This is a genomic window from Thermatribacter velox (assembly GCF_038396615.1).
Classification (GTDB): Bacteria; Atribacterota; Atribacteria; order Atribacterales; family Thermatribacteraceae; genus Thermatribacter; species Thermatribacter velox.
Genome location: NZ_CP121689.1, coordinates 529,166 through 554,479, shown reverse-complemented (window position 1 = coordinate 554,479; position 25,314 = coordinate 529,166). Strand labels below are relative to the sequence as shown.

Annotated in this window: 25 protein-coding genes; 8 read left to right on the top strand and 17 right to left on the bottom strand. The window is 46.2% G+C overall.

From position 1 onward, the window contains the following. Positions 1–53: 53 nt before the first annotated feature. Both QBE54_RS02670 and QBE54_RS02665 read right to left on the bottom strand, forming a co-directional pair. A complete protein-coding gene (locus QBE54_RS02670; protein WP_369018819.1) occupies positions 54–1,748 on the bottom strand; it encodes a formate--tetrahydrofolate ligase in 1,695 nt (564 codons plus the stop codon). A 109-nt stretch (positions 1,749–1,857) separates the two neighbouring features. Next, positions 1,858–2,499, bottom strand: a complete 642-nt coding sequence (locus tag QBE54_RS02665; RefSeq protein WP_369018818.1) for a corrinoid protein — start codon at positions 2,497–2,499, stop codon at positions 1,858–1,860. A gap of 154 nt (positions 2,500–2,653) precedes the next feature. Between QBE54_RS02665 and QBE54_RS02660 the strand changes: the two genes are divergently transcribed. Beyond that, complete coding sequence (locus QBE54_RS02660; protein ID WP_369018817.1) at positions 2,654–3,409, top strand: formate/nitrite transporter family protein; 756 nt, start codon at positions 2,654–2,656, stop codon at positions 3,407–3,409. A gap of 27 nt (positions 3,410–3,436) precedes the next feature. On the opposite strand, the gene QBE54_RS02655 is transcribed toward QBE54_RS02660, so the two are convergent. From QBE54_RS02655 to QBE54_RS02640, 4 genes are read right to left on the bottom strand one after another with little or no spacing between them, the layout of a single operon-like run. After that, positions 3,437–3,655: a NifU family protein gene (locus QBE54_RS02655; protein ID WP_369018816.1), complete on the bottom strand. Its 219-nt coding sequence runs from the start codon at positions 3,653–3,655 to the stop codon at positions 3,437–3,439. A gap of 51 nt (positions 3,656–3,706) precedes the next feature. Continuing rightward, positions 3,707–4,963, bottom strand: coding sequence for a serine hydroxymethyltransferase (gene glyA, locus QBE54_RS02650; protein ID WP_369018815.1), 1,257 nt, complete (start codon positions 4,961–4,963; stop codon positions 3,707–3,709). Positions 4,964–4,972: 9 nt separating this feature from the next. Continuing rightward, on the bottom strand, positions 4,973–5,473 hold the full coding sequence (locus QBE54_RS02645; RefSeq protein WP_369018814.1) for a 3-isopropylmalate dehydratase small subunit: 501 nt from the start codon (positions 5,471–5,473) through the stop codon (positions 4,973–4,975). 5 nt (positions 5,474–5,478) lie between these two features. Next, on the bottom strand, positions 5,479–6,735 hold the full coding sequence (locus tag QBE54_RS02640) for a 3-isopropylmalate dehydratase large subunit (RefSeq protein WP_369018813.1): 1,257 nt from the start codon (positions 6,733–6,735) through the stop codon (positions 5,479–5,481). A gap of 183 nt (positions 6,736–6,918) precedes the next feature. On the opposite strand from QBE54_RS02640, the gene QBE54_RS02635 reads away from it, so the two are divergent. Then, entirely contained in the window at positions 6,919–8,646 is a 1,728-nt protein-coding gene (locus tag QBE54_RS02635) for an NAD+ synthase (RefSeq protein ID WP_369018812.1), read from the top strand. Here the strand turns inward: QBE54_RS02635 and polX are convergent, their stop codons facing one another. After that, positions 8,647–10,398, bottom strand: coding sequence for a DNA polymerase/3'-5' exonuclease PolX (gene polX, locus QBE54_RS02630; RefSeq protein ID WP_369018811.1), 1,752 nt, complete (start codon positions 10,396–10,398; stop codon positions 8,647–8,649). A 53-nt stretch (positions 10,399–10,451) separates the two neighbouring features. Here polX and QBE54_RS02625 point away from each other — a divergent pair, with 53 nt between their 5' ends. Beyond that, positions 10,452–12,560: a transglycosylase SLT domain-containing protein gene (locus QBE54_RS02625; protein WP_369018810.1), complete on the top strand. Its 2,109-nt coding sequence runs from the start codon at positions 10,452–10,454 to the stop codon at positions 12,558–12,560. 1 nt (position 12,561) lies between these two features. Here the strand turns inward: QBE54_RS02625 and QBE54_RS02620 are convergent, their stop codons facing one another. From QBE54_RS02620 to QBE54_RS02610, 3 genes are read right to left on the bottom strand one after another with little or no spacing between them, the layout of a single operon-like run. Further along, the gene (locus tag QBE54_RS02620; protein ID WP_369018809.1) at positions 12,562–13,650 is read right to left on the bottom strand and encodes an aldose 1-epimerase family protein; all 1,089 of its coding nucleotides are present in this window, start codon (positions 13,648–13,650) and stop codon (positions 12,562–12,564) included. 6 nt (positions 13,651–13,656) lie between these two features. Continuing rightward, positions 13,657–14,970 (bottom strand): cell division protein FtsZ, encoded by a 1,314-nt coding sequence (gene ftsZ / locus QBE54_RS02615; RefSeq protein WP_369018808.1) that lies wholly within the window; start codon positions 14,968–14,970, stop codon positions 13,657–13,659. Continuing rightward, the gene (locus QBE54_RS02610) at positions 14,927–15,745 is read right to left on the bottom strand and encodes a ParA family protein (protein WP_369018807.1); all 819 of its coding nucleotides are present in this window, start codon (positions 15,743–15,745) and stop codon (positions 14,927–14,929) included. The genes ftsZ and QBE54_RS02610 overlap by 44 nt, the downstream gene beginning before the upstream one ends. Before the next feature lie 175 nt (positions 15,746–15,920). On the opposite strand from QBE54_RS02610, the gene QBE54_RS02605 reads away from it, so the two are divergent. After that, complete coding sequence (locus tag QBE54_RS02605) at positions 15,921–16,904, top strand: GTPase (RefSeq protein WP_369018806.1); 984 nt, start codon at positions 15,921–15,923, stop codon at positions 16,902–16,904. 5 nt (positions 16,905–16,909) lie between these two features. Here the strand turns inward: QBE54_RS02605 and QBE54_RS02600 are convergent, their stop codons facing one another. Genes QBE54_RS02600 through QBE54_RS02590 form a run of 3 tightly spaced genes read right to left on the bottom strand, consistent with a single transcriptional unit; the run spans position 16,910 to position 20,356 of the window. Further along, positions 16,910–17,914 carry a radical SAM protein gene (locus tag QBE54_RS02600; RefSeq protein WP_369018805.1) on the bottom strand — a complete coding sequence of 335 codons (1,005 nt, stop codon included), beginning with the start codon at positions 17,912–17,914 and terminating at the stop codon, positions 16,910–16,912. A gap of 11 nt (positions 17,915–17,925) precedes the next feature. Then, complete coding sequence (locus QBE54_RS02595; protein ID WP_369018804.1) at positions 17,926–18,939, bottom strand: zinc-dependent alcohol dehydrogenase family protein; 1,014 nt, start codon at positions 18,937–18,939, stop codon at positions 17,926–17,928. A gap of 1 nt (position 18,940) precedes the next feature. After that, complete coding sequence (locus QBE54_RS02590) at positions 18,941–20,356, bottom strand: sodium/solute symporter (protein WP_369018803.1); 1,416 nt, start codon at positions 20,354–20,356, stop codon at positions 18,941–18,943. A 35-nt stretch (positions 20,357–20,391) separates the two neighbouring features. On the opposite strand from QBE54_RS02590, the gene nth reads away from it, so the two are divergent. The 3 genes from nth to QBE54_RS02575 all read left to right on the top strand — a co-directional run bounded on the left by nth (position 20,392) and on the right by QBE54_RS02575 (position 22,404). Further along, on the top strand, positions 20,392–21,036 hold the full coding sequence (gene nth, locus QBE54_RS02585) for an endonuclease III (RefSeq protein WP_369018802.1): 645 nt from the start codon (positions 20,392–20,394) through the stop codon (positions 21,034–21,036). Further along, entirely contained in the window at positions 21,036–21,734 is a 699-nt protein-coding gene (locus tag QBE54_RS02580; protein ID WP_369018801.1) for a hypothetical protein, read from the top strand. Before nth ends, QBE54_RS02580 begins: the two co-directional genes overlap by 1 nt. A gap of 283 nt (positions 21,735–22,017) precedes the next feature. Then, positions 22,018–22,404, top strand: coding sequence for a hypothetical protein (locus QBE54_RS02575; RefSeq protein ID WP_369018800.1), 387 nt, complete (start codon positions 22,018–22,020; stop codon positions 22,402–22,404). On the opposite strand, the gene QBE54_RS02570 is transcribed toward QBE54_RS02575, so the two are convergent. From QBE54_RS02570 to QBE54_RS02560, 3 genes are all read right to left on the bottom strand, one after another. After that, on the bottom strand, positions 22,394–22,729 hold the full coding sequence (locus tag QBE54_RS02570; RefSeq protein WP_369018799.1) for a hypothetical protein: 336 nt from the start codon (positions 22,727–22,729) through the stop codon (positions 22,394–22,396). The genes QBE54_RS02575 and QBE54_RS02570 overlap by 11 nt on opposite strands. Positions 22,730–22,775: 46 nt before the next feature. Next, complete coding sequence (locus QBE54_RS02565) at positions 22,776–23,126, bottom strand: hypothetical protein (protein ID WP_369018798.1); 351 nt, start codon at positions 23,124–23,126, stop codon at positions 22,776–22,778. Positions 23,127–23,195: 69 nt separating this feature from the next. Further along, positions 23,196–24,212 carry an L-threonylcarbamoyladenylate synthase gene (locus QBE54_RS02560; protein ID WP_369018797.1) on the bottom strand — a complete coding sequence of 339 codons (1,017 nt, stop codon included), beginning with the start codon at positions 24,210–24,212 and terminating at the stop codon, positions 23,196–23,198. A 44-nt stretch (positions 24,213–24,256) separates the two neighbouring features. Between QBE54_RS02560 and QBE54_RS02555 the strand changes: the two genes are divergently transcribed. Next, positions 24,257–25,018 carry an undecaprenyl-diphosphate phosphatase gene (locus tag QBE54_RS02555; RefSeq protein ID WP_369018796.1) on the top strand — a complete coding sequence of 254 codons (762 nt, stop codon included), beginning with the start codon at positions 24,257–24,259 and terminating at the stop codon, positions 25,016–25,018. On the opposite strand, the gene QBE54_RS02550 is transcribed toward QBE54_RS02555, so the two are convergent. Continuing rightward, positions 25,008–25,313: a hypothetical protein gene (locus QBE54_RS02550; protein ID WP_369018795.1), complete on the bottom strand. Its 306-nt coding sequence runs from the start codon at positions 25,311–25,313 to the stop codon at positions 25,008–25,010. The two genes, QBE54_RS02555 and QBE54_RS02550, sit on opposite strands and share 11 nt — an antisense overlap. Position 25,314 lies beyond the last annotated feature (1 nt).

Below are 25,314 nucleotides of genomic sequence, written 5' to 3'. Positions count from 1 at the left end.
TACCACCCATCCCCAAATAGTGAAATTTGGTTGCTTCACAAAATATAACATCGCTAAAATAAACCGACAACTCTGCCTTCAGAATCAATGTCTACATTCATGCCTGCTGGTCGAGAAGGCAGTCCGGGCATGGTACGCATCTCACCACAAAGAGGATAAAGAAAACCTGCTCCAATGGAAGGCCGGATATCCTTGATGGGAAGTTTAAAACCACGCGGACGACCTTTAAGCTTTGGATCATGCGAGAGAGAAAGATGGGTCTTGGCCATGCAGATAGGCAGTTTATCCCAACCCAACTCCGTATACCGAGCTATCTTTTTCTCGGCTTCCGGTTCGTAAACCACACCATCTGCGCCGTATATCTTGGTAGCTATGATTTCAATTTTATCTTTGATTGGTATATCCAGAGGATAAAGAAAATTGAAGTTATTCGGTACATCACAGGCTTCTACTACTGCCTCAGCAAGTTCCTTGCCCCCTTCTCCACCCTTGGCCCAAACCTCGGAAACACAGGCTCTGAAAGCTCCGTTATCAAGGGCTATCTTCTTAACCGTCTCTATCTCGCGTTCAGTATCTGTTGAAAAGACGTTGATGGCCACTACAACCGGGACACCAAATAGCCTTGCATTTTCAATTTGTTTGATAAGGTTCTCCGATCCTTTCACCAGAGCATCGATATCTTCTTCCAGAATTCCTGGATCCAGAGGTTTTCCAGGAATCACTTTGTATTTGCCGCTGTGCATCTTGAGGGCACGAATGGAACACACCATAACTACGCAATCAGGGCGCAGACCACTGTAGCGACACTTGATATTCATGAACTTTTCCATTCCACAATCCGCACCAAAGCCACTCTCGGTAACTACGTAATCAGCAAGACGCAGAGCAATCTGATCAGCAACGATAGAGCTGTTGCCATGGGCTATGTTGGCAAAAGGCCCTGCATGGACAAAACAGGGAGTATTTTCCAGAGTTTGCAAAAGATTTGGCTTGATAGCGTCTCTCATCAAGACCGTCATAGCACCAGCACATCTGAGATCTTCAGCAGTAACTGGCTCCTTGCGTTCGTTATAGGCTACTACAATCCTTCCCAGGCGCTTGCGCAAATCAAAAATATCAGTAGTCAGGGCCAGAACGGCCATTACCTCAGAAGCCACTGCAATATCAAAGCTACTTTCTCGCGGTATCCCATTCGTTTTGCCACCCAAACCTACAATAATTTTACGAAGCGCCCGATCGCTTATATCCACTACCCGGGGCCAGCTTATAGTGAAAGGATCAATGTTCAGCTCATTCCCGTGAAGCAAATGATTGTCGATAAAAGCAGCCAGCAAATTGTGTGCCGCGGCAACGGCGTGGGTATCTCCAGTTAGATGAAGGTTGAAATCCTCCATAGGTACAACCTGGGAATAACCACCGCCAGCAGCGCCTCCCTTGATGCCAAAGACTGGACCCAGTGAAGGTTGCCGGATGCAGACGATGCTTTTTTTGCCAATTTTATTCAGGGCCATGGAAAGGCCTATGGTGGTAACGGTTTTTCCCTCACCGAGAGGTGTGGGTGTTATGGCAGTTACATCAATATATTTGCCAAGCGGCCTATCCTTAAGTTTTTTAAGCACTTCCAGAGATACCTTTGCTTTGTATTTGCCATAAAGCTCAATGTCATCCTCCTCAATCCCCGCTTCCCTGGCAATTTCAACGATGGGTTTCATCGAAGCCTGCTGGGCAATTTCCAGATCACTTAACATCTTTTACCCTCCCTTACATAAATTATTAAAGATAGCCTTTAATAAATCACTTAATTATTGCGTGACAAAAGGAAAGGGAGAGAACATGCTCTCCCTCTTTGTTGGCAATTCAGTTTAAACCTAAAAGTTCCTTCGCTTTGTCAACTGCTGATGCAGCATCCGGTGCATACCCATCAGCACCAACTTCGTCAGCAAATTTCTGGGTAACCGGTGCACCACCAACCATAACCTTAACCTGGTCCCTTACTCCGGCTTCCTGAAAGGCTTTCAGATTTTCTCGAATTTGAATCATAGTGGTGGTGAGTAGAGCTGACATACCAACCAGTTGAGGTTGGTGCTCTTTGATAGCCTGGATGAACTTTTCAGCGGGAACATCGATGCCCAGATCGATAACCTCAAATCCTGCACCTTCCATCATCATAGCTACCAGGTTCTTACCGATATCATGTAAGTCTCCTTTGACGGTGCCAATCACAAATCTGGCTACTGGTTCTACGCCGGTCTCTGCAAGTTTGGGCTTCAAAACTTCCATGCCTGCTTTCATGGCTCGAGCAGCAATTAACACTTCTGGAACATAAATCTCGTTGGCTTTGAACTTTTCTCCTACCTGGTTCATACCCTTTATTAAACCACCATTGAGAACCTCTTGAGGAGAAAAACCTTCATCAAGCGCTTTCTGAGTTAGTTCGCTCACTGCCTTCGCATTACCTGCAAACAATTCCTTGGCAATTTGGTCAAGAATGTCACTCATCCTCTTTTGCCCTCCCTCTCTAAAATGTTAGCCCTCTGGGTTTAATTGTAACAAATTACCGATTAAAAAACCATAATTTTTTGGATTTTATAAAAAAATTATATTATCATTTTAATAAATTATAACCAGAATCAACAGTAAGGAGGTTTGAGTAATGGATGTTCTCCACAGTTGGTGTGAAAACAAACTTCAGAAAAACTACCTGTCTCTTCTCGTTGGAGCTATTCTGGCAGGCGCCTACATAGGTTTTGCCTCCCAACTATTCACCCTGGTTACTACCGCTGAACTTGCAAACGGGGTCAAACAGCTTTTAGGAGGGATAGTTTTTTCGATAGGACTGATTTTGGTTGTACTGGGAAGAGCAGAGCTGTTTACCGGACATTGCTTGCTGAGCTATTCTTGCTTTACCTTCAAGAATTACGTCATACAAACCCTTAAAATCTGGGGACTGGTATATCTGGGCAATTTTGTGGGATCCATCTTTCTGGCTAGTCTTTATGCTTCAACCGGCCTCTTCAACACAGGTGGAGGAGTGATAGCGCAGCGTGCATACCAAATAGCACTCACTAAAACCCAGATTCCCTTCACCCAGGCTTTCGCAAGAGGTATACTCTGTAACTGGCTGGTATGTCTTGCAGTATTGTTATGCATTTATGCAGAAAACAATCTTACCCGTTTACTGGTTATTCCTGGACCCATTGCCACCTTCGTAGCGCTCGGCTATGAACACAGCGTGGCCAACATGTATTTTCTCTCAGCAGGTGCGTTTGCCCAGAACTATTTGCACAAAAGCAGTGTACCAGTTACTCTTTCAGGTATCGCACATAATTTGGTACCAGTAACCCTGGGCAACATAGTGGGCGGAGTGGTAATGGTAGGCCTTTTGTATTGGCTTAAAGAAAGGGGCTGACCATTTCAGCCCCTTTCTTTAAAGACTTTAAACCGCTTCAACCGATTTTACTTCGGGAACTTCTTCTTTCACAATCCGTTCAATACCATCCTTCAAGGTTATATAGGACATGGGGCAGGAGCTGCACATTCCCTTAAGGCGCACCTTTACTACGCCATCTTCAATATCCACCAATTCCACGTCTCCACCTTCAAAGCGAAGATACTGCCTCACCTTTTCCAGTGCTTTCTCAACACGTTCTTTCATGAAACGAACCCCCTTTTACATTCTGTCAAGTAAAACCAGAAGCCTCAATTTCTATTCCTCAACACTTAGCTCCGGATAAAGTGGAAAACGACTACACAAGTTAAGCACTTCTTTCCTCACTTTCTGCAGGGTTGTCTCGGAACTCCTTCCTCGTAGCGCCCGGTCTATAAGCTCAGCAATAAGCTGCATCTCCTCCTCTTTCATACCCCGAGAAGTACAAGCAGGAGTGCCCAACCTGATGCCGCTGGTCACCGTAGGTTTCTGGGGATCAAAGGGAATAGCATTTTTATTTACTGTAATGCCCACCTGGTCCAGGATAATTTCCGCCTCTCTACCGGTAAGACCAATATTTCTCAAGTCCACCAGCAAAAGATGATTATCGGTGCCTCCAGAAACCAAACGATAACCCTTCTCTTGAAGAGCTTGAGCAAGTGATTTTGCATTTTTAACAACCTGAGCCTGATAGGCCACAAATTCAGGCGTTGCTGCTTCTTTAAGCGCCACCGCCTTGGCAGCAATAACATGCATTAAAGGTCCACCCTGAGTCCCGGGAAACACAGCCTTGTCAACTGCTCTCGCAAATTCTTCTTTGCAGAGTATCATACCTCCTCGGGGACCACGAAGCGTCTTGTGAGTAGTGGTGGTAACCAGATGAGCATGCGGACAGGGATTAGGGTGGAAAGAAGCAGCTACCAGGCCCGCGATATGGGCCATGTCTACCATCAAAAGAGCGCCCACCTCATCACAAATGGAACGCAAACGCTCAAAGTCTATAAAGCGTGGATAAGCACTTGCCCCAGCTACTATCATTCGAGGTTTTACTTCTCTTGCTTGCTCTTCCAGCTGGTCATAATCTATGGTCTCGGTGTCAGGAGAAACCCCGTAAGGAACAAAGCGATACCACTTTCCAGAAAAGTTAACCGGGCTACCATGAGTGAGATGTCCTCCATGAGCGAGATCCATGCCCATAACCACATCGCCATACTTGAGAGTAGCCAAGTAAACCGCCATATTGGCCTGCGATCCGGAGTGAGGTTGGACGTTGACATGCTCGGCTTTAAAGAGAGCCTTAGCCCGGTCTATAGCCAATTGCTCAATCTGGTCTACAAACTCACAACCTCCATAGTAACGTCTCGCTGGATAGCCTTCGGCATACTTGTTGGTTAACACACTTCCTTGAGCCTCCAGGACTGCAATGCTGGTAAAGTTCTCAGAAGCTATGAGCTCCAGTTTGTTGCGTTGCCTCTCCAGTTCCTTAACGACCCACCCGTACACCTCGGGATCTGTAGTCTTGAGCTTTGTCCACATAAGTCGTTCTTAAACCCCCTGAAAAGAGCCGTACTTCTTAAAATAGGGCACCAATCCGCCTTCCTCCAGAATTTGAATCATAACTTCCGGAAGGGGTTGTGCTCTTACCTCCAGATTGCGACTGAGGTCCACCACCAGACCTTGTTTTAAATCTACCTCTAATTCATCCCCGCTTTCGATAGGAGAAGTATCGCACTCTAAGACCAGCAAACCGCAGTTAATAGCGTTACGGAAAAATATACGAGCAAACGATTTAGCCAGCACCCCTTTTATGCCACTGGCCAGAAGAGCTCGGGGCGCCTGCTCTCGGGAAGAACCACAACCAAAATTCTTGCCCGCAACGATAAAATCCCCGGGAGAAACTTTCTTGTAAAAATCCGGGTCGATGTCCTCCATAACATGCTTGGCCAGTTCCTGCATATCCAGGGTTTTAAACTTGTATTTCCCAGAAATAATATAGTCAGTATTGATATCGTCTCCAAATTTATGAGCCTTACCTCTTAACTTCATTGCAATCACCTCAAATACTTTCTGGGGTCAGTAATTTTACCTTCAATTGCCGAAGCCGCACAAGTAGCAGGAGAAGCCAGGTAAATAAACGCCTTGTTATTACCCATCCTGCCCTTAAAGTTCCTGTTTGCCGTGGAGATAACATTCCAGCCATCACCAGGTACTCCCTGATGCGTTCCTACACAAGGCCCGCAACCTGGAGTAACCAGGGTGCCTCCAGCCTCAACTATAGTTTCGGCCCATCCTTCACGAATCGCCTGCATCAGGATTTCCCTTGAAGCAGGTGCCACAATAAGCCGAACCTCAGGATGCACCTTTCGTCCTTTTAAAATGGAAGCAGCAACCTGAATATCCACCGCTCGCCCATTGGTGCAGGTACCAATAAATACTTCTTGAACAGGTAAACCTTCCACCTCATTCACTGGTTTCACGTTGTCTACTCTGTGTGGCAATGCCACTTGGGGAACGAGCTGTGAGCAATCAATTTCAATAGTTTCAGCGTACTTAGCTGAATCATCCGGGTACACAGGCTCAAAGGGCCTCTGTGCTCGTTGCTTAACCCAGGCCAAAGCTTTTTCATCGGGTGGCATAAGACCGGCTTTGGCGCCCACTTCCACTGCCATGTTGGATATGGTAAAGCGTTCTTCCACCTCGAGCTGCTCAATTACTGGACCATGGAATTCAAGAGCCTTATAGGTTGCACCATCAGCTCCCATCTTTCCAGCCAGACAAAGAATCAGGTCCTTGGAATAAACACCTTTCGGTAAGTGACCGGTGAAAGTCACCTTAATGGTCTCGGGAACCTTAAACCAGAGCTTTCCTGAAATCATTACCGCAGCCAGTTCTGTACTGCCAATTCCAGTGGAAAAGGCCCCTATGGCACCATAGGTGCAAGTGTGAGAATCGGCACCCACCACCAGGTCGCCAGGTACTACCAGTCCCTGTGCAACCATAAGTTCGTGACAAACCCCCCAACCCACGTCAAAAACTCGAATACCAAAAGTACGGGCAAATTCACGCATCAAATCATGAAGACGTGATACAGACTCCAGAGGGCTGGGAGCATTGTGGTCTATAACGAAAGCGATTCTTTGCGGATCAAAAACTTTTTTGCCCTCCATTTCCTGAAAGGAACGAATTGCCAGCGGAGTAGTGCCATCCTGCCCCATTGCAAAATCAATTGACGCAATGACCAGGTCTCCAGCCTGCACCGCTTTGCCACTCTTTAATTCAAAAATTTTTTCAGCCATCGTTTTGCCCATTTTCATCGCTCCTTGCTTCCAATCCTCCACTCAACGTTTCCCAAATAATACCCCAAGCCTGAGAAGAAAGTCAATTTCAAAACAGCAACCTCTATCAACTCCGAAAATTGCTAACCTCAAATTGCCAGAAACACAAAATGGTGTATAATTTCTTGAAGTAAAGCAACAAAGGGGTTATGAAGCTTGAAAAAACTACGAGTAACTCTCGCACAGCTAAACCCAACTCTGGGGGACTTTAGGGGTAACCTTGAAAAAGCCAGGGAGGCTTTGGAAATAGCAGAACAAAGGGAGAGCGACCTTTTGCTTTTTCCCGAACTTTTCCTATCAGGATATCCGCCCGAAGACCTCATGCTCAAGCTCTCTTTCCTCAAGGAAAATCAGGCTACACTGGAAAAGCTTGTTTCTTATAGCGAGGGCAAGCAAGTAGCTATGGTAGTCGGTTTTATAGATTGTCGGGAAGACGCCCATAATTCGGCAGCCGTAATCCAAAATGGCAAAGTTCTGGGTATTTACCATAAGATTTCCCTTCCCAATTACGGCGTTTTTGACGAACATCGATATTTTAAACCCGGCCAGGAAATGCTGGTCCTGAAGATGGGAGAAATTAAAATAGGTGTCACCATCTGTGAAGACATATGGAATCCTGTGGAGCCACTGGCTTCATTGACTCTGGGTTGTGGTGTACACCTTGTAGCCAACATTTCGGCTTCACCTTACTACGTTGGTAAACCCTTGCTCAGGGAAAAATACCTTTCCATGAAAGCTTACGACTATCATGTAGCCATTGCTTATTGTAACATGGTAGGGGGGCAGGACGAACTACTCTTTGACGGAACCAGCCTGGTGAGCAACCCTAATGGCAAAGTGGTGCTTAAGGGGGGCACTTTTGAGGAAGAGATAACCACTATTGACATTGACCTCGATGAAAACCTCAGAATAAATCTTCTGGACCCCCGACGAAGGTACATGTCGACTCAGAATCTGCCCTTCAAGTTTCTGGAATTGCCACCACCAAAACCCAAAAAAGAGAGATATCCGGAAAAGCCTGGTTCCCATATGGAAAGAGAAGAAGAAATCTTTAAGGCTCTGGTTACTGGAGTTCGGGATTACGTGAAGAAAAACGGCTTTAAAAAAGTGGTGGTGGGATTGAGCGGAGGAATGGATTCCTCTTTAGTAGCCACTATAGCCACGGAGGCCCTGGGCAGCGAAAACGTTAAGGGAGTCCTTATGCCTTCCCCTTATACGTCGCGAGAAAGCCTTGAAGATGCTTACCAGTTAGCACAAAACCTGAACATAGAGGCGCTAACTATTTCCATAAACAAAGTTTTCGAATCCTACCTGAAGGCTCTGGAAGAAGTTTTCCGGCAGACAAATCCCGATATCACAGAAGAAAACCTGCAAGCCAGAATCAGGGGTAATTATCTGATGGCCCTATCCAACAAGTTTGGGTGGCTGGTGCTGACCACTGGCAACAAAAGCGAAATGGCAACCGGGTATGCAACCCTCTACGGCGATATGGCAGGAGGACTCGCTGTTATCAAAGATGTTTACAAAACAGATGTTTACCGTATAGGCAGATGGTACAACCAGAAAAAAGGAGCCCCAATTATCCCTCAAAGAGTATTTGAAAAAGCGCCCTCAGCCGAACTAAGGCCAAACCAGACTGACCAGGAAAAACTTCCTCCTTACGAAGTCCTCGATGAAATTTTGAGATACTATATCGAAGAGAATCTCGACCCCGGAGAAATAGCAGACAAAGGCTTTGCAATGGAAACCATATTACAAACCATCGACATGCTTAGAAAAAACGAATACAAAAGAAAACAAGCCCCAGTGGGCATAAAAATATCGACTCGCGCTTTCGGTAAAGATTGGAGAATGCCTATAACCAACCGCTTCAGAGAACCCTGATTAATCAGGAATGCTTCCTGCCCTGGTTTTCCTCTTTCGAGATAGATAGTCCAAGAGTTTCTCCAGGTCATAGGTGTTTAAAACATCGCAAGCGGTAAGCCAGGCTCTCCTGGCTTGCGCTACTCCAAGACGCATGTAATCAAGAGATTTAGGCTCATGAGCATCAGTAGAGATAATCACCTTCAAACCAAAACTTTCTTTGGCCTTGCGAGCATCAATGTCGCGCAAATCCAGACGCTCCGGTTGGGCGTTGATTTCCAGAAAGGTGCCTGTCCGAGATGCCAGTTCCAGCAAGCTGTCCAGCTCCACGCTGTAGGCTTCCCTCTTGTTGATAAGTCTCCCCGTAGGATGGCTGATTGCCTGGACATAAGGATTGTGCATAGCTTTTTCAAGACGCATCATAATTTTTTCTCTCGATTGGTTCAAACCTGAATGCAAGCCTCCTATCACTACATCGAGTTTTGCCAGATCTTCATCTGCAAGGTCCAGAGAGCCGTCGCTCAATATGTTTACTTCCACACCTGAAAGCAGCAACAACCCTTTTCTTCTACTGTTCCACTCTCGAATCTCTTTATCTCGCTCTTTCAGGTCTTCGGGACCAAGCCCAGAAGCCACTGCAAGGGATTGAGTGTGATCACAGATAGCCAGATACTGATACCCTCTCTTCAGAGCTGCTTCAGCCATTTCTTCGATAGAACTCAACCCATCACTCCAGCGGGAATGCACATGCAAGTCTCCCTTGATGTCTGCAAGCTCTATCAAAACAGGAAGTCTCTTTTCAAGCGCAGCCTCGATTTCCCCCTGATCTTCACGCAACTCAGGAGGAATCCACTCCATACCCAGAACCTCGTAAATTTCCTCTTCTCTTTCGCCACCCACCCGCTGGCCACTATCTATCCTGAAAATTCCGTATTCATTGACTTTCAACCCTTTCCTGATTGCAATCTCTCGCAGTCTAATATTATGGGCCTTCGAACCAGTAAAATACTGGAGCGCCGCCCCAAAAGAAACTGGTTCTACCACCCTCAAGTCAACTTGCAAACCATCATGAAGCACAACGCTTGATTTGGTAGCCCCTTTGGCAAGAACCTCTCTCACCATAGGTAAAGTAACGAACACATCCATTATTTTCTCTGCTTGAGAACTGGCCACCAGAATGTCTATGTCTCCTATGGTTTCTTTCATGCGGCGCACGCTTCCTGCAGGACTTATTTGTTCAACACCGGTCTTTTCTTGAAGTAGGGCCACAATTTCTTCAACTACTGGTAATACCTGCCCAAGGAGCATTCTCCCTTTCTGGCGCTTCAACATCTCAAGGCCTTTTTTAATCTTTTCTTCACTCTTGACACCCAAGCGAGGAAGATTGCGAAGCTTTTTTTCAGCGATTGCTTTCTCAAGCTCTTCCAAGCTCTTTATACCCAGTTCCTCATACAGTAACTTGGCAAGCTTGGGGCCAACTCCTGGAACTCTGGTAAGCTCGATGAGTTCAGGAGGAACTTCCCGGGTTAATTCCTCAAGGTATTGCATCTTTCCTGTCTGCAGGTATTCTGAAATCTTTGCAGCAATACTCGCTCCAATACCCGGTATTTTGGTAAGTTCGCCTCTTTGCCACACTTCCTCAATTGGCTCCGGCCAGGATTCTATACGTCGCGCAGCTTCTTCATGAGCAACCACCCTGAAGCGATTTTCGCCTTTAATCTCGAGCAAAGTAGCGATGTCCCGAAGTATCTTGGCCACTTCCTGGTTCCTCATGACCCTCCATCCCCTTTGCAACCTTTACCTAACAATGGTATCATAACCCACAAATGGAAAGCAAAAAGAGAACGAAAACGCTCTCGCTGTATTTATCTCCGCGAAAAACCGCCAGTATTGCCTTCTCACTCTTAATTTTAATGGTTCTTTTCTCTTTCTGGAAACCATCCTGTGAAGCAGAGAACCAGGAAAACTTCTTGCAAATCGCTGCTTTAGTCGAAAGGGGAAAAATGGACGAGGCCGAAATACGAATCCTGCAAAGCCTTGGAGAAAGCGAATTATTTTGCATCGACCACGCCTTATACCTTTGGCTTTCTGCTCTTTCCGACGCCTCGTTCCTACAAAAAGCTCCTCTTTGGTTATCGCTTGCTGAAAAGCTTTTCCCAGACTCCCCTCTTCTCTTTTCAATTTACCACCAGAGCGCAGAACGCTACCTCAAAAACGGTTATTCTCAACAAGCCTTGACCTATACCATAAAAGCCCTGCAACATGCCTTTCTGGCTGAGCAGCGCCAGCAATCCCTGGCCTTGATGGTGAAAACGCTTGCTCAAAAGGGCAAATATAACGAAGCAGGGCTGCTTTTAAAAACGGTCTTCAAGCAATACTCCACCCAGAAATATCTTCCAACCAGGGAATTGTTTTCACAAATCTTTCCCGAGCTAAAGTTGGAAAGCTTTTCTGTAGGTTCACTTCTGGACCTGGCTTCGTTTGCACTTTCTCTGAATCTTTTTGAGGAAACCAAAAGCATACTCCAAGAAGTGGAAAAACGTTCTCTCAACCCCTTACAAAAAGAAAATCTTCTCAGCTTGCAAATACGATACCTGCTTACTGTTAACGACCTACCCCAACTACAAAAACTCCTTGAAAAGTACAGTAAAGAAACTTATCTCCAGGAAACGTTACTCTTTTACCAGGGGGTCCTAAGCCAGCGCTCCGCAAATTACCCCGAAGCCATAAATCACTATCAGAAATTGCTCCAGGCCTATCCCCATTCTCCATATCTTTTCAGTGTTTACCTCAATCTTCTTACCTGTTACCAGAGTCTGGGAGATGATACAAACTATTCACTCGTTCTCCATAAGGCGCTGGAGCTTTTCCCCCAGAGAGATACCTTCTATCTTGTATGGTTCCAAAAAGCATTGAGAGAGAACAACCCCGAACAAATCCAAGCAGCTCTGGAAGGTTTGCAAAAGTTCCCTCAGCACAAAAACCGGGCTCTTTTCTGGTCTTATAAACTGGGTAAAAACAGCGAACCAGAACTCTTATGGGAAATTCTCAAAGACGAAAACATCGACTACTATTTCGTGCGTAGCTGGCAGGAGCTAATCCAAAAAGGCTATAATCCGCAGGAACACTTTCACATCGAGGACCGACCACTTCCGGTGATAGAAAACTATCCGCAAAACTTATCAACCCAGCTTGAAAAAGCCAGAGAACACTGGAAGAGCTATCTTTTTTTGAAAGAAAAGGGGTTTTACCAAAACGCAGAGATAGAGCTACTCTTTCTTTACCACAAAAACCCCTCTGCAAAGTTATTACACCTTGAGTTCGTAAGGCTTTACATCAGTATGGGTGAATATCGCAAGGCTATTCTCCATACCCTCTACTTACAACAAAACTTCTCCCAAACCAACCATAATTTATTTCTACTCCGAAACCTTTATCCCCTCTTTTTTAAGCAAGAAGTTGAAAAGGCTACCCGTCTCTTTCCGGAAGTAGACCCTTACTTAGTGTTTTCAGTGATTCGTGCTGAAAGCCTTTTCGAGGTTGCCAGTCAATCCCGGGCAGGAGCTCTGGGGCTTGCACAGCTCATGCCCCAAACAGCACAGTGGATGCTGGAAACCGGCAAGATAAAACTTAAGCTCGAAACCATTGATGAAGAAACCCTATTGCAACCCGAAATTAACATCCACATCGGTGTTGCCTATCTCGATTACCTTTTAAAGCAGTTTGAAGGAAAACTAATTCCTACCATCTGCTCTTACAATGCCGGACCAGGCAGGGTAAAACAATGGCTGCAAAGTTATTCAGAAAATCCCGACCTCTTTTTCGAGAGTATCCCCTTTCCCGAAACCAAAGGATACCTTGAAAAAGTGCTTGTCAACTACCTCTATTACTCTCTGATATGGAAAGGCTCTTTTTCAATTGAAAAGCTTTTTTAGGTTAAACCCCCAGATACTCACAAAATCTCTTTATCTGGTCTGCAGTATCAAGCACACCTATCTCAAGAGTAATGCGCTTTTCCTCACCAGGTTTTAGGAATTGGAGTCTTCCTTCACTGCGCTCTTTACTCCTTCCCAGTGGAAAGGCATTTCCAGGTTCCATACCCAGCACATATTCTCCCTCGCCCAGCATCTTCCACTCTGTAAAGTAAGGTAAAGCCTGAACATCAAACTTAAGATAAATTCCAAGTTGTATTTTTTCGTTCAAAAGGAGAGAGGCCGATTTGCCGTCCTCAAGAGTTTTCGGATAATGAAGATACACCTTTTCAAAGTACCCTTTCTGAGGAACCGTGAATCGGTCCCATTCATCCTTGCCTGCTTCAGCATGTTTATCCCGGGGGACAGTTTTGGTCACTGGCAAAAGCAAACGACTACCTTCGTCAAGAACCGGATAACCAACATTAACGTGATACAGAATCATAAAGGGACTATCCTGGGAACCCTCGTTGCGTACTCTATCCTCAATGTAAATAACGTTTTCTCCCAAGCGGCCCCAGATTTTGCGGTGCAAGACCAGCTTGTCGCCGAATACAATGGCTTCGCGAACTTTGCCTTGAACCCAGAAAATATACTGGTCCCCCTGCCATTCTCCATCAGCCCAAACACAGCTTGCAGGAGTAAAGGAAGCTCTTCCGTGAAGGCCCAGTTCCTCTTCCTCGAGAAAGGGGTGAGTACTTTCATCTTTGCAGGGAGCTCCGTGATAGGTAAGACCACAAGTATTCATCAATCCCCCGTGGAAACCACGCAACCAACCCAAACCTTCCGGTTCGAAGAAAAAGGGTGAAAGATTGCCGGTTGCTGAGCGCCAGGCTATGCTTATTCCTTTATAAGAAGTCCAGGCAATGTCCATACCTCGGTCCAGCAAGACGGTATAGTAGAGTCCACCTCCGGTATTTACCTCCGCTATACGAACTCCCCGCTCCACACCATCAGCAAGGCAGGCTAATCTCACTCCACCTATCTGAGAAATATCACCTACTCTTTTCAGTATTTCTTCTCTGGTTAACTCTTTACCAAAAAGAAAAGCCATAGCTGCTTATTCCCTCCTTGATCGCTTAAAAATCCCCAGCACTTCATCAAGACGTGCTTTTCCTTCTGAACCTTTCTTTTGTTCTTCCCTCAAAAAAGCAGGAACATCAAGGTCGTCTTCAATGATGAGCTTGTCATCAATATCTTGCTCAAGCGCATCAACGGCAATATTCTCAACCAGGGGAGGAACTTCTTCTGTTTTTTCCTCAAGTGCAGATTCAAAACGGGTTGCTACCAGCGTCACCAGTATTTCGTTGCTGAACTCAGGATCTATCTTATTGCCAAAAAGAAGGTCAGTTTCTGTACCTGCAGCCTTATTAATAATGTCAACAATTTGCTTGACTTCGTGAATCCCTGTATCTGGACCACCAGTAATGCTTAAAAGGATAGACCGGGCGCCTCTAATGGAAACTTCCAGCAAAGGACTGGAAATAGCCATCTCTGCAGCTTGCTTGGCTTTGTCTTTACCCCGACCATGACCGATACCGATAAGAACCGTTCCCGCTCCAGTAAGTACTGTTCGCAAATCGGCAAGGTCCAGGTTGATATCCTGAGGCGAAGTAATGAGGTCAGCAATGCCTCTCACTGCCTGGTAGAGAACAAAATCTGCCTTTTTAAACGCTTCTCTCAATGAAGTGTCCCGGTCCGCTATCTCCATCAAGCGGTCATTGGGAATCACGATAAGTGCATCGACCACTTTGCGCAAGTTTTCAATACCTTCTGAGGCTTGCCTTGCTCGACGCGCTCCTTCAAAACTGAAAGGTTTGGTTACTACTCCTATGGTCAAAGCTCCCGCCTCACGGGCTAACTCTGCTATTACCGGAGAAGCACCAGTACCAGTACCACCTCCCATGCAGGCAGTCACAAAAACCAGGTCTGCTCCTTCAACAAGCTGGGCAATTTTTTCCTTGTCCATCCGAGCGGCATCTTCTCCCAATTTGGGATTGCCACCGGTTCCCAAGCCTCTGGTGAGCGAAGCTCCAATCTGGATTTTTTGAGGTGCCAGAGAACATTGCAAAGACTGAATGTCCGTGTTAACCACTATCAGGTCAACGCTTTCTATCCCCGCCTCTATCATCTGGTTTACAGCGTTAGTGCCCCCTCCTCCGACACCAATAACCTTAATGGTAGCTACTTTCTCTGCGGCCTCTTTCTTTTTAGCGCGAGGAACCGTTTTCTTGGCCGTCGACTTTTTAGGGGTTGACAAAGTTTCTTCTCGCACTGTTTCTTCCGAATCAAGACCACGTGTCGTATCTCGAATAAGCTCTCGTTTAAAGTCAATTCTTTCTGAGAAGCCGCGCTTTAGGCTTTTCTTTTTCAAAACGAATCACCTCCTTTGCCAAAGATAAGTAGTTTTGAGCACCACTTGAGGTGGGTTCATACTCAATAACCGGCATTCCGTGACTGGTCGCTTCCGCAAGAGCAATATTCTTATGAATGATGGTTTTAAACATTCGATCGCCAAAATACCTTTTGATCTCTCCAATTACTTCCTTGTAAAGATTGGTTCTCACATCGGCAATGGTTATCAATACAAACACTTCTGGTTCATGCCTCAGATTTTCACGCATTAACTCAATAGTTTCCATAAACTCTTCAATGCCTCGCAGGGCAAAATAGTGAGGTTGTATGGTAACAATGACCTCACGGGCTGCTTTTAAAGCATTAATGGTCAGTATACCCAGCGAGGGGGGACAATCAATAAGGATGTAGTCAAAGTCGAGATTACTCTTCTGGATGCTGGAGTTGAGAAAATCTTCTCTCCCCAGCTTGTCAATTAACCGATACTCAGCACCTGCAAGGTCAATATTGGCAGGAACAAGATAAAGATTGGCAGTTCTGGTGGGCACAATAACCTCACGCAGGGGAAGCTTGTAGGGGCTGCGCGGGGGTTCCAGAACATTCAGGATAGTTTTCTCAAATTCGTTGGGTTCAAAACCCAAACCCAGTGTAGAGTGAGCCTGAGGATCCATATCGATAATTAAAACCTTACGAGCATGGTATGCTAAGGAAGCACCAAGGTTGATGGTGGTTGTGGTCTTTGCCACCCCTCCCTTCTGGTTAGCCACAGCAATAATGCGCATCGCATCCCCCACTATCCGAATAACCCTTTCTTCAAAAATAAGAAAAGGCGTGGTAGAATAAAAACCGCCCGCTTATGTTAATGTTAGCCGTATATTTCTGAAGCGTCAAGTGGGCAGTAATTTTTTGTTTACGTTTTACTAAACATTTAGAATCTGAAGAAATAGGAAGTTAAAAAGAGGTTTGAGAATGCCTGCTAACTTACCTCCCCAGTATTTCGAAGTGGAAAGAAGATACCGAGAAGCTAAAAGCGAAGCCGAAAAACTCCAGGCTCTCGAAGAAATGTTACGCACCATACCTAAACATAAAGGCACTGAAAAATTGCAAGCAGAAATCAAGCAAAAGATCTCCCGCATGCGAAAAAGTCTTCAGAAAGAAAAATCCAGGAAAGGAAGCACTTTTAACCCTTTCTACATTGAGAAAGCAGGGGCTACCCAGATAGCCATAATTGGCCCACCGAACAGTGGAAAATCGACACTTCTTGCAACTCTCACCAACGCCTCACCCCAAATTGCAGATTATCCTTTCACCACTTATCGACCCTTACCAGGAATGATGGAATACGAAAACATCCAGATTCAACTCATCGATTTTCCACCCATCGCTGAAAAGGAGTTGGAAGGCAACTTTGCTTCTGCCCTGCAACGGGTGCGTGCCTGCTTGCTGGTCGTAGACGCGAAAAGCGCCACCTTGCTTGAGGAAATAGAGAACATTCGGAATAAACTGGAAAAGTACCGTATTTCCTTGAATAAAGAAATACCAGAGTGGCACACTCTGCGAACCCTGCTTCTCTGTAACAAGGTAGAGCGTCCGGAAGACCAGGAAATCTTTTCCCTGGTTGAAGAACTATGGAAAGAAGAGTTTCCGGTTTGGGCAATATCCCTGAAAAACATTGACGAGAAAGGAAAAGCAGAACTCAAAAAACGCATCTTTGAAATAGCTGGAATTATTAGGGTGTATAGTAAACCTCCCAACCGACCACCAGACATGTCTCGCCCCTTTGTGCTCTTCAAGGGACAAACGGTAATGGACCTTGCGGAACTCATTCACAAAGAAGTTGCCAGCTCTACTCGAGGAGCAAGGGTGTGGGGTTCGGTCAAGTTCGAAGGTCAGTTCGTTCCCGTTGATTACCAGCTTGAAGACGGGGATGTGGTGGAAATCCACACCCATTGAACACTTCAGGACTCACTTAGAAAACACTGGACATCCTCTGCAAAGGCATCTCCCGAGAGTGCATAAGCAAGAGCACGACAACCCACACAAGATTTGAAAGCACAACTTCCACACTGACCGCTCATTTTAGATTTGTCCTTGAGGTTAGAAAGCAAGGTGCTACCACTCAGAATATCCATGAAGTCGTCTCTGTCCAGATAACCAAGCACCAGAGGTAAACGACGGCACGGAAAAAGGGCGGCATCTGGCATAATACAGAAAGAACGTCCCAGCTCACAGAGCGCTCCCAAAAGTGAACGCTCGGCCATCGAAACCATAAAAGCCTTGTAGGGTAAAAGTTGTAAAGGTTCCACTTCTTCCAGTCGACAGAAAGCAATGAGTGCCTGAATTAACGTCTTCCACATCGACCTATCAAGAACCAGTTCTCTCATTAGCTTACCCTTTCCCTCCGGGACAAAGCGCTCCAGAATTAAACCTTTAACACCCAGCTCAAACAGTAAGGGGAGAAGAGACTGCCACTCCAAGAAATTACCTCGATGCAGAGTATACATGACGTACACATCAAACCGCTTCTGGCGACAAATCATCTTCAAGCTCTCAACCACTTTCTCGAGGTTACCTCTGCCGCGAATGAAGTCATTGCTTTTGGGGTCCGCTCCTTCTAAGGAAATCTTAAAGGAAACCAGCTTCCTGAAACGGGAAAGCATATCAAGCAGTCCTTGATTGAAAAGAGTAGCATTGGTGATAATGCTGATTTCTTCTGCCGAAGGATGAGTTTCCAGAAGCTCGAGGATGGCAAAGAGCGTGTCCCGTACCAGTAGCGGTTCTCCCCCAGTAAGCGCAAAAGTAGCCTTTAGACCATGCTTAGCAAGGCTTGCAAGTAACCTCTTCCCAACCAAAACCGGGTCAGTCCAGGAAGGGACATCCCGAAAAAAATCCTGATAACAATGCCTGCAGCGGAGATTGCAGCGATTGGTAAAGTGCCACTGGAAATTTAGTGCCTCTGGCATGTTGAAAACGACTAAGGAAAGACAATTTGTACCTTGAGGTGATCAGGATTATCCAAAACCTCAGAAAGGGCCAGGCCAAAGTCGTTCAGCGTAAAAGAAGCTGAAATCAACCTATTAACAGGGATAGCACCGCTGGCCAGCAAATTGAGCGAATATTGCATGGTCTTTTTGACTGCAAAAGAACCTACAATGCGCAGGTCGTTCTTAAAAATGGAGTAAGGCTCCACTTTCATTAATGCACCTCGGGGGGCTACTCCGAAAAGCAGATAGGTACCATCTGGCTGAACAAATTGCAAGGCTTTTTCTTGCACTGCAGGGATACCAGTGGCATCGACCACCACCTCAAAGCCCAGAGGAGCCATCTCACGCAATCTGGAACCCTCGCGCCCATCTGCAACCACCACTGCATGTGCTCCCAGTTCCTGAGCCAGATTGAGCTTCTTCTCGCTAACATCGACCATAGTAACCAGAGAGGCGCCACTTTTCTGAAAAGCGCAGAGCAACAAAAGCCCTATGGGTCCTGCACCAAAAATGAGCACCCTTTCTCCAGGGCGTAGATTACTTCTCTGAATCCCATAAATAACGCAAGCCAGAGGTTCAGCCATGGCCGCTTCTTGAAAGCTTAACCCCTCCGGTATAGGGAAAAGACACTTTTCCGGAACTGCAACCAACTCAGCAAAAGCACCACTTCTGGTAACCCCCACTGCCTCAAGGTTAAGGCAGTGATTGTTTTTGTTAATTTTGCAATAATAGCAACGATCACAAAATATGTTGGGATCTGCTGTCACCCGATCACCCGGCTTAAACTGGGTAACCTTTTCTCCAACCCGCTCCACAACCCCTGAAAATTCGTGTCCTGCAATAATGGGGAAATCCGAAAAGTACTCTGCTTGCAAAATGTGTAGGTCTGTGCCGCAAATGCCACAGGCTTTTACCCTGACTATCACTTCATCAGGTCCACATTCAGGTTCTGCCACTTCCTCAACAGCCCACTGGTTCTTAGCTTTGAAAACACAGGCTAACATTTTACCGCTCACCTCCTGTAAATAAAGATACCACTGGGAAAACCCCCAGAGGTATCAGCATAGCCAGAGAACCTACCAGAGGCACCAGTTGAGAACGAAAGCCAAAATACCAGGAAAACCCAACCGCAATTACCAACCCAGAAAGCATCGATGCCCAGGCCGCCTGGCGAGTGCCTCTTTTCCAGTAAAGACCATAAACATAGGGCGCCAGAAAACTTCCTGCTGTTGCGCCCCAGGAAATGGACATCAGGTTAACGATGAAAGTGCTCCTTTTGAAGGCAATGAGCAGAGATAGAAAAACGAACAGACCACAGAGAAAGCGCATCCAGAGAAGAGACTTTTTCTTCCAGGACTGAGGAAAAAGGTCCACTACAATAGCTGAAGAAGAAACCAGCACCAGAGAAGAAAGAGTGGACATGGAAGCAGAAAAAACGAGTAACAAGAAAATTAGGGTGAAAGCCTGAGGCATGACTTTCACAATAAGGTTGGGCATCAGCAAATCGGCATTGGGCACACCGCCCATTTGGGGAAGCTCGGTGAAAAAAAGTCGAGTAAGTGAGCCAGAAAAGTAAGCGCTGAAAACACAAACCAGAGAAAATACTGTGCTGACTATGGTAGCCGCAACAACAATTCTCTCACTCTTCAAAGAGTAAAACTTCTGAACCATCTGGGGAAGTCCCCAGGGACCAAGACTGGTTAATACCACCAGCCCAAAAAGGGGCCAGAAGCCTGGAGGCCCAACCACACCTACCAGAGAAGGGTTTATAGCCCGTAAATTACTTATTGCACCACTTAATCCGCCGACCTGAGGGTGAGCCAAAAGATAAAAAACCATGAAGATGGCTCCAAAGAACATAATGCTTCCCTGCACAAAGTCAGTTAATGCAACCGCAAAATAACCCCCCATCACCAAATACAAACCGGTTAATACCGCTATCAAAAGCAGAGCCAGAACATAGGGAATACCCATCACCACATCAAAAAGGTAACTCAAGCCCATGTAAACCGAGGCCGAATAAGGAATCAAAAAGACGAAAACCAAAATCGCTGAAAATGCTTTCAGGTAAGGGTCACTATAGCGAGCACCCAAAAACTCCGGCATGGTCATCACGTTGAGCTTTTCAGTAACCTGGCGGGTTTTCTTAGCAAGCAGCAGCCAGGCAAGCAGGGAACCAACCAGGGTATTGCCCACCACAATCCATAAACTGGAAAGACCAAAGTTCCAGCCTATGCGACCTGCATACCCTATAAAAAGCACGGCGCTGAAATAGGTTGTGCCGTAAGCAAAAGCGGAAACCCAGGGACCCAAGCTTCGATTGGCAAGAAAAAAATCACTGAGAGATTTCGTTTTACGCATGCTGTAATATCCGATAAGCAGCATACAGGCTACATACAGAACCAGAATCAACGCTTTCACTTGCTTTTGGCCTCCCTCCTCGTTATTATAGACATATGCTTGATGCCACCACGATAGAAAAAGTTTTAGTCATTTTACAGGATAAAAAACGGGAATGGCAAGATTACACCCTTTCTTCTCAGGAAAAAGACCCCCTGCGTGTACTTTTGGGATGTATCCTGAGTCAGCGCACCAAAGACGTAGTCACCCAGAAAGTGGCCGAAAGACTCTTCCGGGTTGCTCCTTCAGCAGAAGCCATTGCCAAGCTTTCTGAAGAGGAGTTGAGTCGGATAATCTATCCAGTGGGCTTTTACCGCAGGAAAGCCAAAACCCTGAGAGAAGTTTCAAAAATTCTTCTCGAAAAACACGGAGGCAAAGTTCCTTCTTCGCTGGAAGAACTATTACAGCTTCCCGGAGTGGGAAGAAAAACGGCCAACCTGGTACTCAGCGTTTCCTTTCAGAAAGGAGCCATCGCTGTGGATACCCATGTCCATCGCATTGCTAACCGTATGGGCATGGTGGCTACAAAAACTCCCGAAGAAACCGAAAAAGAACTGCATAGAATAGTACCTAAAAAATGGTGGAGAGAGCTTAACCACACTCTGGTTTTGTTTGGGCAAAACATCTGTCTTCCCCGCCGACCCCGTTGCAGGATATGCCCAGTTGAAAAGTACTGTGAAAAGATAGGAGTGTCAAAGTAATGGGCTATGCAGTTTTTCTGGTTTCCGCCTTCTTTTTCCCCGTTTTCCTGCTCTTTTTTCTAAAGAAAATCCCGGCAGGCTTTTATCGGCTTTATCTTTCTGGCTTACTTGCTTCTCTGATTATACCCCTGCCCCAGATAGAGCGGTTACTCCTTTCCCTTCTTGCCGGTTTTGAGGGGACCTTTGTTTCCCTCCTTGCCAGAAGCTATGCAGAGCTTGTAGTCATCGTTTTTGTGCTCAGGATATCTGGCTCTTCCGAAGACCAACCGCTTCTCCTCCCAGCGCTTCTCTCAGGATGGGCCTTCGGAATGGGCAAGCTGGTTCGAGACATTCTGCTGGTACTCTTCCATCCCCTTCATCGCTTCTACGGTTATAGCCAGTTTGCAAGCTTTCTGACCCCTCTTTTTGTAATCAGGGGTATCCTGGAAGCGCAGGTCGAAATGGCAGCTTTTGGTCTTCTGGCCTTGTGGCTTCACTCTAAAAAACAGAAGGGCCGAACACGGTCTTCACTTTCTCTGATTGCAGCACTCTGCATAAAAACTCTTCACGCCCTGATTTTGAGCCTTGCCCAGAGCACACCCCAGGGAGTTCTGGTTTCTATCCTTTATACTTCAAGTATTCTGCCGCTTCTTTCTGTCCTGGGATACGCAACGCTCTTTGTAAGTTATCGCAAAGCAAAGGGGGCGAGCACCAATTAACCTGCAGCATCTTGCAAAAAGGGTAACTGCATTTTTTGTCATTCTGGCTTTCTTTACAGCTAACAGTGCCTTTTCCCAGCAACCACCCTATCCAAGTTCGCTTCGCTACACAGTTCAGACCCTCAAAGGCCAGCAGGAACTGGGTACTTTCACTTACACCTTTCAGGAAGAAGGAAACACCCTGCATATTCTGGTTACCCTGAGTCAGGAAACAGAAAATCGCAAAGAAGCTGAGCTATGGCTCACCAAGCAAAACAACCTCCCCATTCGCTCTCGAAAATGGGTGTACACACCTCGGGGAACACTTTTTATTGAAAGTAACTACTGCGATGACCACATCGAAGTTTTTCTCTCCGGAGAGGCAGGAAAGAAAAGGGCTTTTCTACCTTTAAAGGAGCTGGCCTTCGACCTGGAACAGTTACCCTTTTTAATCGGCAAAGAGCAACCAGAAAGCGTCCAGTCGCTTTTAGTGCTCATTCCCATCTCCGGCATGATATGGAAAGCCAGAGTGAAAAAACTCCAGAAAAGCCCTAACGGGAGCCTGTTTTTGTTGCAGGTTGCCGGAGAAAAACTGTATCTCAGTTACAAGAACAATCAGTTTTATCCCGAAGAAATAGAAGCTCCCCAAAGGGGATACCGGCTGGTGCTTACCGAGGTCCTCAGTGAGTAACGCTCAGCTCAAGAGTTTCTCCTGCGTGAAAGGGAGGCTCAAAAACCCAGGTGTGCACTTCTCCACAGAACCCACAGTGTAAGTCCACCTGGTGTGGGAAATCCAGGGTGGTAACCTCAGAGATAACTCCAAAGGGCTCAAGCCATCCTGCACGGCTTCCGTCGAGGTAGAGTTCCCCATAAGTAGTAGCATCAGAAGAAGCAAAATAAATCACTCCCAGGCGGACCTCAGCCACCACGCCAAGACCCACCCGGCATCCGGAAAGCAAAACAACAAGAGTTAAGAGAACCCATATTGTCAAAATTCTGAAAAGTAAAGTTCTCATTTAGAAACCCAGAATTTAAAACTAACCAAACCTTTCCAAAAATTTTTTATTGCAAAGTAATGGTTTGACCACTAAAGGTAGGAGTGAAAACTCCAAAGTAGGTTGTTCCCGAGGTAGAATCCCAAAGTTCTATAGTGTGATTTTGGTTTAAGGTTAAAGTAATCCAACCTGTACAATACGGACCCCACCAGCCCGAACCATCAATGTAATAACCCTGGTACACATTATCAATCCACACTTCCCCATAATAATTTCCATTATAGGTACAAATTTTAACCTGACCTGTGGTTATTACTGGACCCCCACCGGGCGTGACAGTTACCCCACAACCAGACACCACAAGTAGCGATAACCCTACTAAAGCAAACAAAAGCAAAACCAAAACATTTTTTCTCATCCGGCTCTCCTCCTCTTTCTAAGAATTCGTTAAACCACAATTTTAGTCTAATTTAGTTCAAAGCATCTGTCAACGAACTTTCTCAACAAACACAAGTTTTCCATCCACCACTCTCGCCACTCCTCGAGAAGCTTTCCTCAGGCGGTCCATTATGGCCCTTCCCAATCCAGCTTCCGGAACAGGGATTGCCAAAGCTTTTTTGGCTCTCCTTCGTTCAAGCTCCCGCAATGCCGCAAAAAGTCGAAAGGCAACCTCCCTCAGGTCCTCTTTCTCGCTCAAAACAAAAACCTTATCCCCGAAAAAAGAAAGAGGAAAAGGGCTCAAAACGAAAACGCCCTCGAGGTTCACCTTGCCAAGCTCTTCCACAGCCCCCTCAAAGATGTAAAGCGGAACCCGGGGAGCATAGTGCGTCTTAAGCATTCCTGGAGCCAGCGCTGGGCCAGCGAACCCCTTGCGCAGTATTATTTTCCTACCCAGGAGCTCTTCAATCAGCTCCACCGCCACTCCTCCCGGACGCAAAAGATAAAAATCCCCCTCTTTAAAAAGGAGAATAGTTGATTCCACTCCAACCGAAGTGACTCCACCATCCAGAATCAGGTCCACCTCGTCACCAAGGTCTTCTTTAACATCTTCTGCTCGGGTAGGACTCACATGACCAAAGAGATTGGCACTGGGAGCCGCTACAGGAAAGCCACAGTACTTAATCAACTTTAAGGCCACTGGATGGGCAGGCATTCTCACCGCCACCGTATCCAGCCCAGCGGTAACAATATCAGGTACGGTTTCTTTTCTGGGTAAAACCAGGGTAAGCGGACCAGGCCAGAAGTGCGAAAGAAGTACCTCCACTTCATGAGGCACTTCTCGCCAGAGAAGGGAAACCTTTTCTTTTGAGGCCACGTGCACAATAAGGGGGTCGAAAAAGGGTCTTTTTTTGGCTTCAAAAATTCTCGCCACTGCTCGCTCTAAGCAAAAAACTGCCCCTAAGCCGTACACAGTCTCGGTGGGGAAAGCCACCAGCTTGCCCTCTGCAAGCAACTTCGCTCCCAGCTTGATGTTTTCCTCTGTTGCAGGAATCACTTTTCCCATTTCTCAATTGACCTTTCCACGTTCAGTGTATAGAATAGTTCACTATGAATATCTGGCAAGCAAGTACCTTAGGTATTATACAGGGATTAACCGAGTTTTTTCCAATTTCCTCGAGCGCCCATTTGATTCTTCTCCGCCCGGTGTTATCTCTGGGAGAAGAAAGCTTATTGTTTGATGTGCTTTTGCATGGCGGAACCCTGTTCGCAGTTTTAATATACCTTCTCCCTCGATACAGAAAACTCATCAAAGACCCCTTATACATTCTTAAAGTCCTCCTGGCCACCATACCCGCAGGAGTGTTTGGCTTGCTTTTTGAAAAAACCATCGAGGACTCTCTCCGCCAAAAATACCTGCTGATAATACTGCTTTTGATTGCAGTAGGAGTTATTTTTCTTTTTATTAAAGAAAAAAAGGGGCAACCCCTGGAAAGTCCGGGATTTAAAGAAGCGCTCTTCATCGGCCTTTTTCAAGTCTTTGCACTTTTTCCCGGTGTTTCCCGCTCTGGAGCCACCATCCTTGCCGGTCTCCTGGTTGGCCTCAAACGAGAAGAAGCGGTTCTTTTCTCTTTCTTTCTGTCGCTGACCACCATAGGAGGAGCCTTTGCAAGGGGAATTCTTCAACTATCCCCGGGCAGTTTTTTCGCAAGCACTCCAATTCTCGCAGGATTTTTGGCTGCGCTTCTATCCGGGTTTTTGGCTTGCTTTTTCCTTTTCAAGATAGTCAAAAACCGTGGATTGCGACCCTTCGGGTTCTATCGAATTGCGATGGGAATTTTTTTCCTTCTCTGGTTGGCGTTCAGAACATAGCCTCTTCAAAAAACATTCGCAGTCTCTCAAAGAGCGCTTTCTCAATGCGCCTGAAAAGGTCATCAGAGAAAAAGTGGTCTGGCAACCAGATTTTAATGCGGCCGTCTTCAAAAACCAGACCTAACTCCGAGGGAAGTTCTTCAACTTCGTTTTCCACCGCTTCAAGCAAAAAGGAGTTCAAAGCACCAAAGGGAATGAAGCAGAGCTGATATGGACTATCCAGCTCGTACTCCCAGTACACAAAAACTATTTCACCATGTCGATGAGGAACTGGCTCCAGCTTTAAACGAAGCATC